13 protein-coding genes and 1 pseudogene are annotated in these 16,737 nt (G+C 65.4%); 5 read left to right on the top strand and 9 right to left on the bottom strand.

The window, feature by feature from the left end:
* Positions 1-142: 142 nt before the first annotated feature.
* Complete coding sequence (locus tag QMZ05_RS09265) at positions 143-832, top strand: TetR/AcrR family transcriptional regulator (protein ID WP_353700482.1); 690 nt, start codon at positions 143-145, stop codon at positions 830-832.
* A gap of 112 nt (positions 833-944) precedes the next feature.
* Here QMZ05_RS09265 and QMZ05_RS09270 read toward each other — a convergent pair whose 3' ends face one another.
* The 3 genes and pseudogenes from QMZ05_RS09270 to QMZ05_RS09280 all read right to left on the bottom strand — a co-directional run bounded on the left by QMZ05_RS09270 (position 945) and on the right by QMZ05_RS09280 (position 3,733).
* On the bottom strand, positions 945-1,787 hold the full coding sequence (locus QMZ05_RS09270; RefSeq protein WP_353700483.1) for an HAD family acid phosphatase: 843 nt from the start codon (positions 1,785-1,787) through the stop codon (positions 945-947).
* 80 nt (positions 1,788-1,867) lie between these two features.
* Positions 1,868-2,263 (bottom strand): annotated as a pseudogene (locus QMZ05_RS09275) (Rid family hydrolase).
* A 243-nt stretch (positions 2,264-2,506) separates the two neighbouring features.
* Positions 2,507-3,733, bottom strand: a complete 1,227-nt coding sequence (locus QMZ05_RS09280; protein ID WP_146991499.1) for a CaiB/BaiF CoA-transferase family protein — start codon at positions 3,731-3,733, stop codon at positions 2,507-2,509.
* Between the two features lie 285 nt (positions 3,734-4,018).
* Between QMZ05_RS09280 and QMZ05_RS09285 the strand changes: the two genes are divergently transcribed.
* On the top strand, positions 4,019-4,261 hold the full coding sequence (locus QMZ05_RS09285; RefSeq protein WP_353700484.1) for a hypothetical protein: 243 nt from the start codon (positions 4,019-4,021) through the stop codon (positions 4,259-4,261).
* Between the two features lie 94 nt (positions 4,262-4,355).
* Here QMZ05_RS09285 and QMZ05_RS09290 read toward each other — a convergent pair whose 3' ends face one another.
* Genes QMZ05_RS09290 through nirB form a run of 3 tightly spaced genes read right to left on the bottom strand, consistent with a single transcriptional unit; the run spans position 4,356 to position 9,804 of the window.
* Positions 4,356-7,022, bottom strand: coding sequence for a molybdopterin-dependent oxidoreductase (locus tag QMZ05_RS09290; RefSeq protein WP_353700485.1), 2,667 nt, complete (start codon positions 7,020-7,022; stop codon positions 4,356-4,358).
* Positions 7,023-7,033: 11 nt separating this feature from the next.
* Positions 7,034-7,363 carry a nitrite reductase small subunit NirD gene (gene nirD, locus QMZ05_RS09295; protein WP_146991496.1) on the bottom strand — a complete coding sequence of 110 codons (330 nt, stop codon included), beginning with the start codon at positions 7,361-7,363 and terminating at the stop codon, positions 7,034-7,036.
* The gene (gene nirB / locus QMZ05_RS09300) at positions 7,360-9,804 is read right to left on the bottom strand and encodes a nitrite reductase large subunit NirB (protein ID WP_353700509.1); all 2,445 of its coding nucleotides are present in this window, start codon (positions 9,802-9,804) and stop codon (positions 7,360-7,362) included. The genes nirD and nirB overlap by 4 nt, the downstream gene beginning before the upstream one ends.
* Positions 9,805-9,934: 130 nt before the next feature.
* On the opposite strand from nirB, the gene QMZ05_RS09305 reads away from it, so the two are divergent.
* From QMZ05_RS09305 to QMZ05_RS09315, 3 genes are all read left to right on the top strand, one after another.
* Positions 9,935-10,129 (top strand): hypothetical protein, encoded by a 195-nt coding sequence (locus QMZ05_RS09305; RefSeq protein ID WP_353700486.1) that lies wholly within the window; start codon positions 9,935-9,937, stop codon positions 10,127-10,129.
* Between the two features lie 328 nt (positions 10,130-10,457).
* Positions 10,458-11,717 carry an MFS transporter gene (locus QMZ05_RS09310; protein ID WP_353700487.1) on the top strand — a complete coding sequence of 420 codons (1,260 nt, stop codon included), beginning with the start codon at positions 10,458-10,460 and terminating at the stop codon, positions 11,715-11,717.
* A 33-nt stretch (positions 11,718-11,750) separates the two neighbouring features.
* Positions 11,751-13,478, top strand: a complete 1,728-nt coding sequence (locus QMZ05_RS09315) for a protein kinase (RefSeq protein WP_353700488.1) — start codon at positions 11,751-11,753, stop codon at positions 13,476-13,478.
* Positions 13,479-13,708: 230 nt separating this feature from the next.
* On the opposite strand, the gene QMZ05_RS09320 is transcribed toward QMZ05_RS09315, so the two are convergent.
* The 3 genes from QMZ05_RS09320 to QMZ05_RS09330 all read right to left on the bottom strand — a co-directional run bounded on the left by QMZ05_RS09320 (position 13,709) and on the right by QMZ05_RS09330 (position 16,718).
* Positions 13,709-14,338: a hypothetical protein gene (locus QMZ05_RS09320; protein ID WP_353700489.1), complete on the bottom strand. Its 630-nt coding sequence runs from the start codon at positions 14,336-14,338 to the stop codon at positions 13,709-13,711.
* Positions 14,335-14,829, bottom strand: coding sequence for a c-type cytochrome (locus tag QMZ05_RS09325; RefSeq protein ID WP_353700510.1), 495 nt, complete (start codon positions 14,827-14,829; stop codon positions 14,335-14,337). The genes QMZ05_RS09320 and QMZ05_RS09325 overlap by 4 nt, the downstream gene beginning before the upstream one ends.
* 116 nt (positions 14,830-14,945) lie before the next feature.
* The gene (locus QMZ05_RS09330; protein WP_353700490.1) at positions 14,946-16,718 is read right to left on the bottom strand and encodes a PQQ-dependent dehydrogenase, methanol/ethanol family; all 1,773 of its coding nucleotides are present in this window, start codon (positions 16,716-16,718) and stop codon (positions 14,946-14,948) included.
* Between the last annotated feature and the right edge of the window lie 19 nt (positions 16,719-16,737).

Below are 16,737 nucleotides of genomic sequence, written 5' to 3' on the forward strand. Positions count from 1 at the left end.
GTGCCAGAGCGCCGCCCCGCGATCAGCGGATTGACATTTCCGGCTCTTCAAACGATAGTTTCATACAAATGTTTGAAATGCAACTCCCTGTCGTCTTCGTCGTTCCCCGGCGTACCGCGGAATAACGGAAAGGCTCTCAGCCATGGCCAGCGACCAGACCCGATCCGCCATTCTCGCCGCCGCCGAGCGGCTCTATGCCGACCGCGGCTTCGGCGACGTCACGCTGCGCGACATCGTCGCGGAGGCGAACGTCAACCTCGCGGCGGTGAACTATCATTTCGGCTCCAAGGACGAATTGATCGCGGAGCTGTTCGTCACCCGCAGCATCCAGACCAACCGCGAGCGTCTCAACGAATTGAAGGCCGCGGAGGAAGCCGGCGGCGGACGCGCCGCGATCGAGGACATCATGCGCGCCCTCGTCGGCCCCACTTTGCGCGGCTGCCTCGGGCCGGATCGCGAAGGCTCGACCGCGGCGCGCTTCATGATCCGCGCCTCGATCGAATCCGTGCCGCCGATCCGCCGCATCAAGAATCGCGAAGTCGATCATTTGCGCAAATTCGCCGCCGCGATGCGCCGCGCGATGCCGGGCCGCGACGACACCGAACTGTACTGGGGCCTGCACTTCGCGCTGGCGATGGCGCATCATACCATCCGCGAGAAGGAACGGCTGCTGCGGCTGTCCGAGGGCAAATGCGATCTCGACGACGTCCGCGCCATCATCGATCGCGTGGTCACCGTCTCGGTGATGGCGCTGACGATGGGCGACGTGCCGAACAAGCCGGCCGCGCGGCCGGTCCTGGTGCACGGCCGCCTGACGCGGCAGGATCTGTGAGCCACGGCGCAACGGCGCGGCCCCGTTCCGATAGAATCGAAACGGGGCTCCGGCTTCTTGTCTTGACGCGTTTTCTTCACGCGAACCGGTATCCACTTCGCTCGAAAACGCTCTAGTCGATGAAGTAGAACGGGTTCGGCACCTTGAAAATCATCTCGGCGTGCGCGCCCTTGTCGTCGCCGACGAGATCGCTCTTCTGGTCGCCGACATTGGCGATGATGACGAAGCCCTTGGCTTCGATCGCCGTGCGCGCCGCGGTCTTGTGGATGCTGACCGAGCCGGTCGAGGCCGGGTCGCGCATATAGAGGTGATCGCGCGCGATGCCGTCGAAGCCCGCGAGCTGAAGATTGCGCAGCGTCCAGGCGCTCGCCATCTCGTTGTTGTGCGCCTTCTCGCGCCGCCCGGTAACGAAGAACACCTCGACCTTGGTGCAGGAAGCGGCCTGGTCGATGCAGCGGGCGAGCTTGTAGAGCTGCAGCGTCGGGCCGATCGCCACGGCGCGCGCGCTCTGCTGCCAGTCGAGGTCGCCGCAGGGATCGCCGATCTCGGCGAAATCGCAGTGGCCGCCCGGGACATTAGGGATGTAGGCGTAGTCGTCCTGGTAGATGCGGGGCCAGTTGAACAGCGACGTCTCGTCGATATCGAGCACGATGGCCGGACGCTGGACTTCGCCAGCGCGCGCCGCCACCCATTGCCGCGCCTTGCCGAGCACTTCGGCGATATCGTTCTCATAGGCGGTGCAGCGATAGGCCAGCAGCCGCCGCTTGAACAGATCGATATTGTCGGGCTCGCCGAGGTCGACCGGCGGCGCGGCGCCGGCCTTGTCGCAACCGAGTCTTGGATCTACGGGCTTTGGATCAACCGGCGTGCCGGTCTGGGCGCGCGCCGGGCCGCCGGCGGCCAAGGCAATCATCGCGATGAGAATGTGGAGATAGCGCAGGGCAACTTCCGGCATCGGATCATCTCCCGGTGAAAACCGGGAGACTACAATTACAAATTGCACGGATTTAAGACAGGAGCGGAGCGTGACCGCCCTCACACCATCGCGATGCAATCGATCTCGATGTCGAACGGCCCGGTCCATTCCGGGATGCAGACGAAGATCCGCGCCGGCAGGTCATCCGCGAAGTATTTTCGATAGATTGTATTGAAGGTGGCGAAGTGTTTGGCCGAGGTGCAGAAGATGTTGCACTTCATCACGTTGTCGAACGACGCGCCGGCCGCTTCAAGACACTGCCTGAGCTGCTCCATCACGAGCTCGCTCTGCCGCTAGATCGAGGCACTAGTGGCGATCTCGCCGGTTGCCGGATCGAACGGCGGCAGGCCGGAGACGAACACCATGTTGCCCGCGCGCGTGACCGCCGACGCCGGCGCCTTCCAGCGCTCCAGCCAGCTTGAGATCGGTTCGACGCGGATCACTTCCCGTTTCATGATTGGTACCTTCGATGAGGGATCGATGGCGCCAATCTAGCAGGCGGGTGTCAATGATGCTTCGATACGGATCGAAGTGTCTTAGCAGACGCTGCCCGCCCCCGCCCCGTCATCCTGAGGTGCGAGCGGAGCGAGCCTCGAAGGATGAACGGCCACCAGCCGGGCCGTTCATCCTTCGAGACGCGCTACGCGCTCCTCAGGATGACGGACCAGCAGCGTAGCGGCCCCAAGGCTTGTCAGCGCCTACAAAATCCCCTGCGCCTTCAGGCCTTCGACCTTGGCGTCGTCGTAGCCGATGGTCGCCAGCACGTCCTTGGTGTCGGCGCCAAGCAGCGGCGGGGCGCGGTAGTCGGTGATCGGGGTGCCCGAGAAGGTCAGCGCGTTGCGGATCAGCGACAGGTTCGGCTCGAAAGGATGATCGACCTTGACCCGCATGCCGCGCGATTGCACGTGCGGGTCGCTGAACACCTGCTCGAAATTGTTGATCGGTCCGGACGGCACGCCTGCCTCCTCGAGCTTTTCGAGCCAGTAGGCGACCGGCTGCTTCAGGAACAGGCCGGCGAAGATCGCCATGATCTCCTTGCCGTGCACGACACGGTCGTTGTTCTTGACGAAGCGCTTGTCGTTCGCGAGTTCGGGTTCGCCGAGCACGGCGCAAGTGCGCTGGAACTGGCCGTCATTGCCGACCACCAGCATCAATTCGCCGTCGGTGCAGCGAAACACGCCGGCCGGCATGCCGCCATTGCCCCAGGTGCCGCGGCGCGGCGGCATGTTGCCGTTGACGAGGTAGATCTGCAGCCAGTGCGACAGCGAGGCGATCACGGTGTCGAACAGGCAGACGTCGACATGCTGCCCTTCCCCGTTGTTGGCGTCGCGATGGTACAGCGCCGACAGGATGCCGATCGAGGTGTTCATGCCGGTCATGTAGTCGACGATCGAGGGGCCGACCTTCATCGGGCCCGCACCGGGCTCACCGTCGATATGGCCGGTCACGCTCATCAGGCCGCCCATCGCCTGCAGGATGGCGTCATAGCCGGCGCGCGTGGCGTACGGGCCGGTCTGGCCGAAGCCGGTGACCGAGCAATAGATGATGCCGGGATTGATCTTCTTGATGGTCTCGTAGTCGAGGCCGTAGCGCTTGAGGTCGCCGACCTTGTAGTTCTCCATCATCACGTCGACCGACTTGGCGAGTTCGCGGATGATCGCCTGCCCTTCCGGCTTGGCGATGTTGACCGTGACGGACTTCTTGTTGCGGTTGGCGCAGAGGTAGAACGAATTGTTGTTGTTCGCCTTGCCTTCGGGATCACTGAGATAGGGCGGGCCAAAGGCGCGGGCATCATCGCCGCCGCCGGGCCGCTCGATCTTGATCACCTCGGCGCCGAGATCCGCCAGCATCTGGGCCGACAGCGGGCCCGCGAGCACCCGCGTCAGGTCGAGAATCTTGATGCCCGAAAGTGGCAGAGCCGACATGAAGCATTCCTCCGATATCTTGCTAAATCTTGATTATCCGGCGCCGGACCGCGTCCTAGCGATGTCTCTCGGCGCCAGAGCTTGCCGATACACCATTTTGCTGCCGCGAGCACTGCATTGTCGGCATGAAGCCATCCCCGGGCGGCCTATGTGCGGCGCACCGGCCACGTCCCCGGGGAACCCGCCGCGGGAAGCGGGCCGATTGCCGCCACGCGAAATTGTGAACAGGCCTGACAGCGATTTGCCTCAGCATCAGCGGTATTTTACCGCGACGAGGAGGACACCATGCGGACGATCACGACGGTCGGGCTGCTGCTGACGTTGCTTGCGGCCGCCATGCCGCCGGTGGATGCGCGTAGCTGCCACGGCCATGGCGGCTTGCACGGCGTGCATGCCGGCGGCGCACATCGCGGCGGCGGATTGGCTTCCGGCAAGCGGCACGGTGACGACGCCTACACCAAGGCATCCTCCGACGAGGAGGACCGTCTGCTCAACACCAGGCTGAAGAGCATCTGCCGGGGTTGCTAGAGCATGATCCGGAAAAGTGGGAAGCGGTTTTCCCTCGCGACAAGCGTTTGCGCGGAGATCATGCTGAAGGAGGCATCGCGCCAATAGCGGGACTTCAGGACGCGATCGCCGCCTGCCGCGGCTGCGCAGTGGCGCCGATCAGCTTGCCGATCTCGGGCTTGCAGCCGCCGCAATTGGTGCCGGCTTTGAGGCAACGGCCGATCGCATCGACGCTGTCGGCACCCTTCTTGATCTCGGCGGTGATCTGGTGCCGTCCGATGCTGAAGCAGGAGCAGACGATCGGGCCGACATCCTCGCCCGCGCCGAACGGCCGTCCCGCGAGCAGCGCCATCCGCGCATTGGCGGATAGTTGCTGTTCGGCGAACAGCCCGGTCAGCCAGGCCCGCGACGGCAGCGTGTGATCGGGCGCGATGAACACGCAGCCTTCGAGCCGGCCGTCGCGCACCGCCGCATAGCGAAAGCGGCCCGCCGCCGGATCGCGGTAGGCGATCCACTCGATCTCAACGCCGTCGAGGCCGAGCTGCGCCCTCGCCCAGTCGCGCCAGCTCTCCGGGCGAACGTCGAGCGCGAGCTCCAGCCGCGTGCAGTCGCCGGCCTTGCCGTAAACCCAATAGCCTGACGCCGGACGCTTGATCGCATCGCGGCTCAGGATGAAGGCGTGCCATTTCGGCGCGTAAGGATCGGCCTTCACCGGCGTGTGTTTCGACTCCGGCTGGCCGGACAGTGGATCGACCGCCGGATTGACCAGCGCGTTGACGCGTCCCTCGCCGGCGAACTCCTCGTTCCAATGCATCGGCACGAACACGCAGCCGCGCCGTTGATCGGCGCTGACCACGACGCGCGCGATCATCTCGCCCCAGCCAGAGGTCAGCCGCGCCAGTCCTTCGTTTTGCAGCCCGGCCTGCCGCGCATCCTCGGGATGAAACTCGGCATAGGGCTCGAAGACATGCGACAGCAGCCGTCCGGTTTTGCCGGTCCGGGTCATGGTGTGCCACTGATCGCGGACGCGGCCGGTGTTGAGCACCAGCGGAAAGTCGCGGCTGGTGGCGTGGCGCGCGGCGCGCGGCGCGACCGGCACGAAGCGCGCCTTGCGGTCGGGTGTGAAGAATGTCTGGCTCTCGAACATCCGCGGCGTACCGGCCGGATGCTCCGGCGTCACCGGCCACTGCACCGGCGCCAGCGCGTCATAGGCGCCGTCGTCGAGCGCAGCCAGCGCCGAGATGTCGAAATCGCGCCGGCCGCCATTCTCGAAGCCCGACAGTTCGGCGTGCTCGCGGAACACCTCCGCGGCTGACGCGTAGTCGAAGCCGGCGTAACCCATCCGCGTGGCGACGTCGCAGATGATGCGCCAGTCGGCGCGCGCCTCACCCGGCGCGGCAAGGAACGGCCGCTGCCGCGAGATCCGGCGCTCGGAATTAGTGACGGTGCCATCCTTCTCGCCCCACGCCAGCGCCGGCAGCAGCACGTCGGCATGGCGCGTGGTGTCGGTGTCGCGCATGCAGTCCGTCACCACGACGAGCTCGCAGGCCTCGAGCGCGGCCCGTGCGCGATCGGCATCGGGCAGGCTCACCACCGGATTGGTCGAGATGATCCACACCGCCTTGATGCGGCCGTCGGCGATCGCGTCGAACATGTCGACCGCCTTCAACCCGCCCTTCTCCGCAATCACAGGCGCGCGCCAGAACCGCTGCACCAGCTCGCGATGCGCGGGGTTTTCGAGCTCCATATGCGCGGCAAGCTGATTGGCGAGCCCGCCGACCTCGCGGCCGCCCATCGCGTTGGGCTGCCCGGTGAGCGAGAACGGGCCCATGCCGGGACGCCCGATGCGTCCGGTCAACAGATGGCAGTTGATGATGGCGTTGACCTTGTCGACGCCGCTCGACGACTGGTTGATGCCTTGCGAATACAGCGTGACGACACGCTCGGTCCGGGTGAACCAGTCGAAGAACAGCCCGACCGCGCCTTCGGTCAGGCCGCAGGTCGCAGCGGTCTGCGCCACGGTCTGGCCGCCCACCTGCTTGAGCGCGTCGACGACCCCCGTCGTGCAATTGCCGACAAAGCCGCGATCGACCGCATTGCTGCCGGCCAGGAACGCGAACAACCCGTTGAACAGCACGCTGTCGCTACCCGAGCGCAGCGGCAGATGCAGATCGGCGCCCTCGCAGGTCGCGGTGCGGCGCGGATCGATCACCACGATCTTGCAGGCCGGGTTCTTCTCCTTTGCCGCCAGCATGCGCTGGTGCAGGATCGGATGGCACCAGGCGGCGTTGGAGCCGACCAGCACCAGGAGGTCGGCCTGCTCGAGATCGTCGTAGCAGCCGGGCACGGTATCGCTGCCGAACGCGCGCTTGTGCCCCGCGACGCTGGAGGCCATGCAGAGCCGCGAATTGGTGTCGATATTGGCGGTGCCGACAAAACCCTTGGCGAGCTTGTTGATGACGTAATAGTCCTCGGTCAGCAACTGGCCGGAGACATAGAACGCGACCGCGTCGGGCCCGTGCTCGCGAATAACGCGGCTGAAGCCGTCGGCGACGCGATCGAGCGCGTCGTCCCACGCAGCCGGCGCGCCGTCCACCATCGGCTCGAGCAGACGTCCTTCGAGATCGATGGTCTCGGCGAGCGCCGAGCCCTTGCTGCACAGCCGGCCGAAATTGGCCGGGTGCTGCTTGTCGCCCTCGACCCGGACCGCGCCCGCCGCGTCCTTCGACGCGATGACGCCACAACCGACACCGCAATAAGGACACGTGGTCTTGACGGACATCGCCTGACCGCTCAGCTCACCGCAGCCGCCTGCCGCACCGACAGCCAGACAATGCCGTTCTCGACCTTGGCCGGATGGGTATGGGTGCAGCCCTCGTCGGGCGCGACCGCCTGACCACTGGCCAGCTCGATGACGAAATTATGCAGCGGACAGGTCACGCGCTTGTTGTGCACGATGCCCTGCGACAGCGGCCCGCCCTTGTGCGGGCAGCGGTCGTCGAGCGCGAACACCTCGTCGCTCTCGGTGCGGAACACTGCGATGTTGCCGCCGGGCGTGCGTACCACGCGCGAGCCGAGCCGCGGAATGTCGTCGAGTGCGCCGATTTCGATCCAGCTGGTCATGCGAGCTCCAATTCGGCGAGAGGCGCGAACTCGTTGCGGTCGACGCCGCGGCTGGCGCGCTCGGCCCACGGATCGGTCTGCGCGAACTGCTGCGAATAGGCGAAGCGGCCGAACAGGGCCTTGCGGTTCGCGATGTCGTCGACCACCCGCTTCCTGATCTGCTCGAGGCCGACGCGGTCGCACCATTTGTACATGCGCTCGAGATACCAGCCCTCCTCGCGATAGAGCTGGGTCAGCGCCACGATCACCTCAAGGCACTCGTCCTCGGTCTCGACCTTGGTCAGGAATTCGGTGCCCTTGATGTGCAGGCCTGCGGCACCGGCGAAATGGATCTCGTAACCGGAATCGACGCAGACCACGCCGACGTCCTTGCAGGTCGCCTCCGCACAGTTGCGCGGGCAGCCGGAGACGCCGAGCTTGACCTTGGCCGGCGTCCAAGAGCCCCACATGAACTTCTCGAGCTTGACGCCGAGGCCGGTGGAATCCTGGGTGCCGAAGCGGCACCATTCCGAACCGACGCAGGTCTTCACCGTGCGCAGGCCCTTGGCGTAGGCGTGGCCCGACACCATGCCGGCGTCGTTGAGATCGGCCCACACCGCCGGCAGGTCCTCCTTCTTGACGCCGAGCAGGTCGATGCGCTGGCCGCCGGTGACCTTCACCGTCGGGATGTTGAACTTCTCGGCGACGTCGGCGATGGCGCGCAGCTCGCTCGGCGTGGTGACGCCGCCCCACATCCGCGGCACCACCGAATAGGTGCCGTCCTTCTGGATGTTGGCGTGGACGCGCTCGTTGATGAAGCGCGACTGCTGGTCGTCGCGGTATTCGCCCGGCCAGGTCGCGAGCAGATAATAGTTCAGCGCCGGACGGCAGGAATGACAGCCGTTCAGCGTCTTCCACTCCATGAAGCGCATGACGGCCGGGATGGTCTTGAGCTGCTGCTCGACGATGACGCGGCGAACGTCGTCATGGCTGTGATCGGTGCATTTGCACAGCGGCTTGACCTTCGGCGCCGCCGAATAGTCGCCGCCGAGCGTGAACGCCAGCACCTGTTCGACGAGGCCGGTGCAGGAGCCGCAGGACGACGACGCCTTGGTATGGGCGCGGACGTCGTCGAGCGTGAACAGCTTCTTCTCCGAGATCGCCTTGACGATCGCGCCCTTGCAGACGCCGTTGCAACCGCAGATCTCGGTCTCGTCGCTCATCGCGGCAACCGAGTTCTGGCCGCTGACGCCGCCCTCGCCGAGATTGGCGGCGCCGAACACCAGGCGCTCGCGCATGTGCGAGACGTCGGTGCCGTCGCGCAGATGCTGGAAGTACCAGGGACCGTCGATGGTGTCGCCATAGAGCACGGCGCCGACGATCTTCTTGTCCTTCAGGATGATGCGCTTGTAGACGCCGCGATTGGCGTCCTGCAGCACGATCTCCTCCTTGTCCGGCCCCGGCGCGAAGTCGCCGGCGGAGAACAGGTCGATGCCGGTGACCTTCAGCTTGGTCGAGGTGACCGAGCCGTCATAGGTGGCAAAGCCCTTCATCGCGAGATGGTTGGCGCAGACCTTGGCCTGGTCGAACAGCGGCGCGACGAGACCGTAGGTCTGGCGGCGGTGCTGCACGCATTCGCCGACCGCATAGATGCGGCCGTCATAGGTCTGCATGGTGTCGGACACGACGATGCCACGCTCGCAATAAAGCCCGGCCTTCTTGGCGAGCTCGAAGTTCGGGCGGATGCCGACCGCCATCACGACGAGGTCGGCCGGCAGTTCGGTGCCGTCGCCGAAGCGCACGCCGGTGACGCGGTCCTCGCCGAGGATCGCCTTGGTCTGCGCCGGCATCTTGAACACCATGCCGCGCTCTTCCAGCGACTTGCGCAGGAGGCCGCCGGCCACCGGATCGAGCTGGCGTTCCATCAAGGTGTCGAGCAGATGCACGACCGTGACGTTCATGCCGCGCTTCATCAGCCCGTTGGCGGCTTCGAGGCCGAGCAGGCCGCCGCCGATCACGACCGCGTTGCGATAGTCGGTCGAGGCCTTGATCATGCGATCGACATCATAGATGTCGCGGAAGCCGATCACGCCCGGCAGCTCCTTGCCCGGCAGCGGCAGCATGATCGGGTTCGAGCCCGTCGCGATCAGCAGGCGGTCATACGGCACGCGCTCGCCTGCCTCAGTGACGACCTCGCAGGTCCGGCGATCGATCATGCTGATCGTCTCGCCCTTGCGCAGCGTGATGTTGTTGTCTTCGTACCAGTCGACGGTGTTGAGCATGATGTCGTCGACGGTCTTCTCGCCGGCGAGCACCGGCGACAGCAGGATGCGGTTGTAATTGCCGTAGGGTTCGGAGCCGAACACCGTGATGTCGTAGAGATCGGGCGCGCGTTCGAGCAGCGCCTCCACGGTCCTGATGCCGGCCATCCCGTTGCCGATCACCACGAGCTTCTGCTTGATCACCTTGTCGAGCATGGTCTGCCTTTCAATTCCGACGGCGCTGCCCAGCGACGCGGCGTGCGTCGTTGATCGACACCGATAGAGGTTTGGAGTTGTTAGGAAGCCCATCCGCGGGCGCAGACCGTCCTCAATGACGATCGATGTTCCGTTATTGGCTGATATTCAAAACGCGTGCCAATTCTCGGCGGGCAAATCCAGCAACAAAATCAATGGGTTTTCGGTGCGCTCGATTCTGCCGAACGCCGCGGCGTGCGGATTGCCGGCCGAAATTTTAGCCACGGCGATGATCTCTTGTGCAGCACAACATCGGCAGCAGCGATGGTGATGGCGAACTCGCTATTGATGCGCGACCGCGCGCGCATGACGCGTCGCACAAGAAAGCATCAGCGTGCGCGTTTGCGCGCCGCCGCTTGCTGCAAGCCACGCCAATTCCGATCGTGGAATCCGGTTCGCGATCTCGCTGCAACGTCTTGCGACTGCAAGGCAAAGCGACGCAATCGATTCGATGGCACGCAAATTGCTGACCTCATCTCTTGACGGAGTGCGTCTCAACGACGAGCGCGCTCACACATTCACCCACATTAGATTGGTCTGCGCCCGGGATAGTCGCGCTTCAGCGGCTGCCTCCGCCGCATCAACGCGAGACGCTTGCGATGAAGCTAGCCGAGTTCAAGAAGGCAGGTCACTGGCCGACACTGCTTGCCGCGTTCCTCTACTTCGACATCAGCTTCATGGCGTGGGTCGCGCTCGGACCGCTGATCGTCTACATCGCGCGCGACATGAATCTGGCCGTGAACGAGAAGTTCACCCTGGTCGCCATTCCCGTGCTTGCCGGCGCGCTGCTGCGCGTGCCGATGGGCATTCTCGCCGACATCATCGGCGCCAAGCGCACCGGCATCATCGCGCAGCTTGTCGTGATCGCCGCGACCGCGTCGGTGTGGCATTTCGGGCTGACCAGCAAGCTTGCGATCGAGCTGTTCGGGCTTGCGCTCGGCGTCGGCGGCGCCTCGTTCGCGGTCGCCCTGCCCCAGGCGAGCCGCTGGTATCCGCCGCAATATCAGGGCGTGGTGATGGGGATCGCCGGCGCCGGCAATATGGGCGTCGTGCTCGACACGCTGCTTGCGCCGACCATTGCGGAGCATTGGGGCTGGCAGGCTGTGTTCGGCTGCCTGCTGATTCCAATGCTGATGGTGCTCGCATATTACGCATTCGCAGCCAAGGACGCGCCGGGCGAGCGCAAGAAGATCTCGCTGAAGGCCTATGGCGCCCTACTGAAGGATTCCGACAGCCGCTGGTTCATGTTCTTCTACTTCATCACGTTCGGCGGGTTCGTCGGGCTCGCCAACGCGCTGCCGCTCTATTTCACCGTGCAGTATCACGTCTCCGGCGTCGCGGCCGGCATGCTGGTCGCGCTGATCGTCGCCTTCGGCTCGGGATTCCGCCCCGTCGGCGGCATGATCGCCGACCGCATCGGCGGCATCCGCTCGCTCTCGATCCTGTTCGGCGTCGTTGTCGCGGCCTATGTCGTGATCGCCTTCATGCCCGAAGGCCCAGTGGCGGCGACGCCGGGCGGCTGGGCGCTGACTGAGCTGCCGCGCATCGCCTGGATCTCGGTGCTGCTGTTCTCGATCGGCGTGCTGGCGCTCGGCATGGGCAATGGCGCGGTGTTCCAGCTGATTCCGCTGCGCTTCCGTCACGAGATCGGCCTGATGACCGGCTTGGTCGGTTGCGCCGGCGGCATCGGCGGCTTCTTCCTCGCCCAGACCCTCGGCTATGCCAAGGGGATGACCGGCGGCTTCGGCGCCGGCTTCCTGTTCTTCGGCGCGCTGGCGTTGCTTGGCTTCATCGGACTTGCGATGGTCAAGGTCCGCTGGCGCACCACCTGGGGCGCGGTGTCGGGAGCGCGCGTCTGACGGCCCGCTCCCTCGGGAGAGGATAGCTCGGACGTGGCGAACGGCGCGCAACGGCATTTGCAGCGAGACCTGCAAAGGGATCTGGGCGTTCGCGTCGGCTTCGCCAGCGAGACCGGCAAGCGCGCCGCCAATGAGGACTATGTCGCGGCCTGCCTAGGCCAGCCGGGCACGCTTCACCGCGATGTCGTGGCCGCGGTCGCCGACGGCGTCGGCGGCCACAAGGGCGGACGCGAGGCCGCGGAGGTCGCGGTCCGCAGCTTCATCGACGCCTATTATTCACTGCCGGAGACGCTCGGCGTCCGCCGCCGCGCCGCGCGGGCGCTGGAAGCCGCCAACAGCTGGATCTACGGCCAAGGCCGCGTCGACGCCGCGCGCAGTGGCATGGCCTGCGCGTTCTCCTCGATCATCCTGTCGCGGCGGCAATGCCATGTGATCCATATCGGCGACACCCGCGCCTACCGCCTGAGCGAGGGACGGCTGGAGCGGCTGACGCAGGACCATATCGCCGGCCGCGGCGACCTCGCGCATATGCTGAACCGCGCAATCGGCTTCGAGGAGTTCGCCCGCTTCGACTATACCTCCGTCGGGCTCCGGCAACATGATCGTCTCCTGATCTGCAGCGACGGGGTTCACGGCGCGCTCGGCGATTCCCGCCTCCAGCAATTGCTGGAGGAACGCACGCCGCCCGACGAATCGGCGCGCAGCATCGTCGATGCCGCGCTCGCGGCCGGCAGCAGCGACAACACGACCGCACTGGTGCTCGACGTCGTCGACCTGCCGCCGGCGGATCGCGACGATCTCACCCACGCAATCGCGACGCTACCGATCCTCGATCTGCCTGACAGCGGCGACACGATCGACGATTTCACCCTTGGCGATGTGCTGTCGGACGGACGCTACAGCCGTTTGTTCAAGGCGACCGACAAACGCGCCGGCCGCGACGTCGTGCTGAAATTTCCGCATCCGCGGGTCGCAAGCGAAGGCTCCTACCGCCTCGCCTTCGTGCGCGAGGCCTGGGTCGCCGCGCGGGTGCGCAGCCTGTGGATCGGCGAGATCATCGAGGTGCCGGCGGAGCGGCAGACCCGGCTCTATTCGGCGATGCCGCTCTACGAGGGCGAAACGCTGGAGCAGCGGCTCAAGCGCGCACCGCGCCTGTCGCTCACCGAGGGCATCGCGATCGCGACCAAGCTGGTGCGCGCGGTCACGGCGTTGCATCGCGCCGGCATCATCCATCGCGACATCAAGCCCGACAATGTGATCCTGTTGAAGGATGGCGGGTTGCGCCTCGTCGACCTCGGCGTCGCGCGCGTGCCGCTGCTGGAGGATTTTCCCGCCGAGGACATTCCGGGCACCGCGAGCTACATGGCGCCCGAATTGTTCGGCGGCAAGGCCGGCGATGAGGCCTCCGACCTGTTCGCGCTCGGCGTCACGGTCTACCGCATGTTCACCGCGAACTATCCGTTCGGCGAGATCGAGCCGTTCTCGCGCCCGCGCTTCGGCAAGCCCGCGCCGCTGTCACGCTATCGCCCGGACCTGCCGGCCTGGCTCGATGCCGTGATCGGCAAGGCGCTCAGCGTCGAGCCCGCGCAGCGCTTCGGCGACGCCATCGAGTTCGCCCACGAACTGGAGAATGGCGCGACCTGGGCTGGCCCCGCCGTCACCACCCGCAAATCGCTGCACGACCGCGATCCCGTGACGTTCTGGAAAGTGCTGTGCGCGATCCTCGCTCTGGTGATCGTGGTGCTGCTGGCGCGGCATTAGCACGATGAGATTTGGTTAAGGCAGCCTGTCCACGGATTCGCTTCGCCTCTCCCGCTTGCGGGGAGGCCGACGCGCGCAGCGCGGCGGGTGGGGGTTCTCGCCTCAATGCGACTCGCGGAGAGAGCCCCCACCCCAGCCCTCCCCCGCAAGCGGGAGAGGGAGCGCACCGCCTTTGCGACTGCGATTCAGCCCAATCTCATCGCGCTCGAGCCCGGCACCACCCCGGCTCGTTACGACCCGGCGCGGCGGATCGTGATCCGGGTCTCGTCGGTCATGTCCTTGAGCTCCTTGTTGGGCTCGCGATAGAGATGCCGCTCGATCTCGACTGTCCGGCCATCGGTGGTCTTGGTGCAACGCTCATCGACGAATACCCCGCCGACCTCCAGCCTGTCGGCGCCCGGCTTCGCCTCCGCGCAGGTCCAGCCGTCCTCGCCGTAGCGCGACTTCGCCTGCAGGCCGAGCAGGAACGCCTTCTTGCGCAGATAGAGCCGCGCCTTCGGGTCGGTCTCGATGGTCAGCGCCGCGATCCTGGCGTCCTCGTCGACCATGACAGTCAGGATCGCCGGGTGGCCGGCGACCATGGTGCCCTCCCGCGCGGTCTCGCGATCATATTCAAAGCGAATGCCGCGCAACTGGTCCGGTCCTTCCGGGCAATTCGACCACTGCGCCCATTCCGCCAATCTGTGGGTGGTCTTCTCTCCGGCGCAGGTCAGGTTGATGTAGCCCGCGTCGGGAACTTTGCTGATCTCCATTCCGACATTGATGTCGCGCAGGTCTCCCGCCGTCGCCATCGCCGGCACGGTGGCAGCAACTGACGCGGCGAAGACCAATCCGCGGATTGCCGACCTCTGCTTGCTCATGGCTTTGCCTTCTCACTCTGGTCGGACGGCGCGGCGGCGTGGCCGGCCTCCTTGTAGATGTTGCAGACGCGCGAGCCGTCGCCGAAGAAGGCGATGCACTCGTCATAGGTCGGCTCACCCTTGCCCTTGACGTGGGCAAGGACATAATCCGCGACGGCCTCGATCTCGTTCGGCCGCAGGAACACGTTGGCCTCGGGCGGCATCCGGTCGGCGACATCCTGCCGGCTCATCTCGTAGCACTTCGTGGTGTCATAGGAGCCGCGCACGAAGAACGGCATGCCGGTGCCCGGCCGCCCGCACGTCACGGTCTCGATGATCTGTTCCTTCGTCAGCTCGGTCTTGCGCAGCGACAGCGCGTCGCCGCCATAGCCGCCGCCGCCATTGCCGTGCCATTTGTGGCAGCCCATGCAATTGCCGCGCTTGAACACCGCCTTGCCTGCATCGGTCGGATCGCTCGCCGACTGCGCAAGCGCCGTGCCTGCAAATCCCATCACCAGCGCGCAGCCGAGCCACGCGCCAACCAGCCAGTTGTGCTTCATTTGCTTTTGTTTCTCTGAACCAAAATTGCGCGGGAGGCCTCTCACTGAGGCCTCCCGCGCGTGCGACGTCAAAGGGCGAACACGTACAGCATCGAGCCCGGCTGCATCCGCTTCAGCTCGGGCGTGGCATCGATGAACCACTTGTCCCAGGCACCGCCGAGGCCGACCAGGACCGCGACATACTGCTTGCCGTCGACCGAGAACGTCATCGGGGGCGCGTTGAGGCCGCCACCTGTGTTGAACTCCCACAGCTTCTGCAACGATTTCGCGTCATAGGCGATCAACTCGCCGGACGGCTGTCCGGAGAACACGAGGTCGGGCGTCGCCAGGATGCCGCCGAGGTTCGGGAATTGCGTCTCCGCCTTCCCTGCCACCTTGCCGGTGGTGACATCGATCGCGGTCACGCTGCCGGTGATCTTGACGTTCTGGCTCGGTCCGCCGCCCGTCCAGAACTCACGTGCTTTCAGCTTCTCCTTCTGCGACTCCTCCACCTTGATGTGGTTGCAGCTCTCGATCACCGGAATGTACCAGAGCTTCAGGTTCGGATTGTACGCGGTCGGCGGCCAGTTCTTGCCGCCCATGTTGCCGGGGCAGATATCCGTTTCCTTGTTGGTGCGGCTCGGCGTGACCGAGGCATTGTACTTCTGCACGCCTTGCTTCGGGTCATACTCCACCGGCTTGCCGGACTCGGGATCGAGACCCTTGGTCCAGGTCACCTTCTTGACGAAGGGCAGACCCCAGACGAACTTGCCGCTGTTGCGATCGACCGCATAGGCAAAGCCGTTGCGGTCGGCCTCGAGCGCGAGCTTCAGCGTCGAGTTGTTCGGACCGGGGACGTCGACCAGCACGTTTTCCGCCACGCTGTCGTAGTCGTAGGGATCGTTCGGTGTGTGCTGGTAGTGCCACTTGATCTTGCCGGTATCGGCATCGAGACCAAGCGACGAGTCGGTGTAGAGGTTGTCGCCGGGCCGGTATTCATTGTCCCAGTCCGGTCCGGGATTGCCGACGCCCCAGACAATCGTGTTGGTCGAGGGGTCGTAGCTGCCGGTGACCCAGGTCGAACCACCGCCGCTCGCCTTGGCGTTCTTGTCGTCCTTCCAGGTCTCCGCACCCGGCTCGTCCTTGCTGGGAATGGTGTGGGTGCGCCAGACTTCCTTCTGGCTGTTCAGGTCGGTCGCGGCGATCCAGCCGCGAATGCCGTATTCCGCGCCGGCTACGCCCGATATCGCCTTGTCCTTGACGATCAGCGGTGCGCCGGTGATGACCTCGCCCTTGTCGGGATCGGCGACCTGACGCTGCCAAGCGACCTGCCCGGTCTCCTTGTTGGTCGCGATCAGGCGGCCGTCGAGCGTGTGCGAGATGACGAGGTTGTTCCACAACGCGACGCCGCGATTGTCGACACCGCAGCAGGCGACCGCGCCGGCCCAGTCGTGGTCGGTCTTGGGATCCATCTTCCAGACCAGCACGCCTTTGCCGCCATGCGCATCGATCTTGTAGACCGAGCCCCAGCCGTCGGTGACGTACATGAATCCGTTCTCGACGATCGGAGTTCCCTCCAGCCCGCCATGCGCCCAGATCCCGCCGCCCTCGACGCCGCCGAGATGCATGGTCCAGGCGACCTTCAGATTCTTGATGTTGTCCTTGTTGATATCCGCCAGCGACGAGAAGCGGGTCGCCGAATAGTTCTTGTGATGGTGCAGCCAGTTGCCCGCTTCCTTGTCAGCATTGAGCAGACGGTCCTGACTGACATCGTCCGCACGCGCGAACGAGCCTGCGAAGGTCGCTGCGGATGCTACTGCCGCGGCGAGCATATGGGATTTCACCCAATTCAACCTTGTCATAGATGCATTTCCTCCGGAT

Source organism: Bradyrhizobium sp. INPA03-11B, from assembly GCF_040446015.1.
In the GTDB taxonomy this organism is placed as follows: domain Bacteria; phylum Pseudomonadota; class Alphaproteobacteria; order Rhizobiales; family Xanthobacteraceae; genus Bradyrhizobium; species Bradyrhizobium macuxiense_A.

Excerpts from the sequence above, each read along its gene's own strand:
- nirD (WP_146991496.1), bottom strand. The coding sequence starts at position 7,363 with ATGACCAGCTGGATCGAAATCGGCGCACTCGACGACATTCCGCGGCTC.
- QMZ05_RS09270 (WP_353700483.1), bottom strand. The coding sequence starts at position 1,787 with ATGCCGGAAGTTGCCCTGCGCTATCTCCACATTCTCATCGCGATGATT.
- QMZ05_RS09320 (WP_353700489.1), bottom strand. The coding sequence starts at position 14,338 with ATGAGCAAGCAGAGGTCGGCAATCCGCGGATTGGTCTTCGCCGCGTCA.
- QMZ05_RS09310 (WP_353700487.1), top strand. The coding sequence starts at position 10,458 with ATGAAGCTAGCCGAGTTCAAGAAGGCAGGTCACTGGCCGACACTGCTT.
- QMZ05_RS09325 (WP_353700510.1), bottom strand. The coding sequence starts at position 14,829 with ATGGGATTTGCAGGCACGGCGCTTGCGCAGTCGGCGAGCGATCCGACC.
- QMZ05_RS09290 (WP_353700485.1), bottom strand. The coding sequence starts at position 7,022 with ATGTCCGTCAAGACCACGTGTCCTTATTGCGGTGTCGGTTGTGGCGTC.
- QMZ05_RS09330 (WP_353700490.1), bottom strand. The coding sequence starts at position 16,718 with ATGACAAGGTTGAATTGGGTGAAATCCCATATGCTCGCCGCGGCAGTA.
- QMZ05_RS09265 (WP_353700482.1), top strand. The coding sequence starts at position 143 with ATGGCCAGCGACCAGACCCGATCCGCCATTCTCGCCGCCGCCGAGCGG.
- QMZ05_RS09305 (WP_353700486.1), top strand. The coding sequence starts at position 9,935 with ATGACGATCGATGTTCCGTTATTGGCTGATATTCAAAACGCGTGCCAA.
- QMZ05_RS09285 (WP_353700484.1), top strand. The coding sequence starts at position 4,019 with ATGCGGACGATCACGACGGTCGGGCTGCTGCTGACGTTGCTTGCGGCC.
- QMZ05_RS09280 (WP_146991499.1), bottom strand. The coding sequence starts at position 3,733 with ATGTCGGCTCTGCCACTTTCGGGCATCAAGATTCTCGACCTGACGCGG.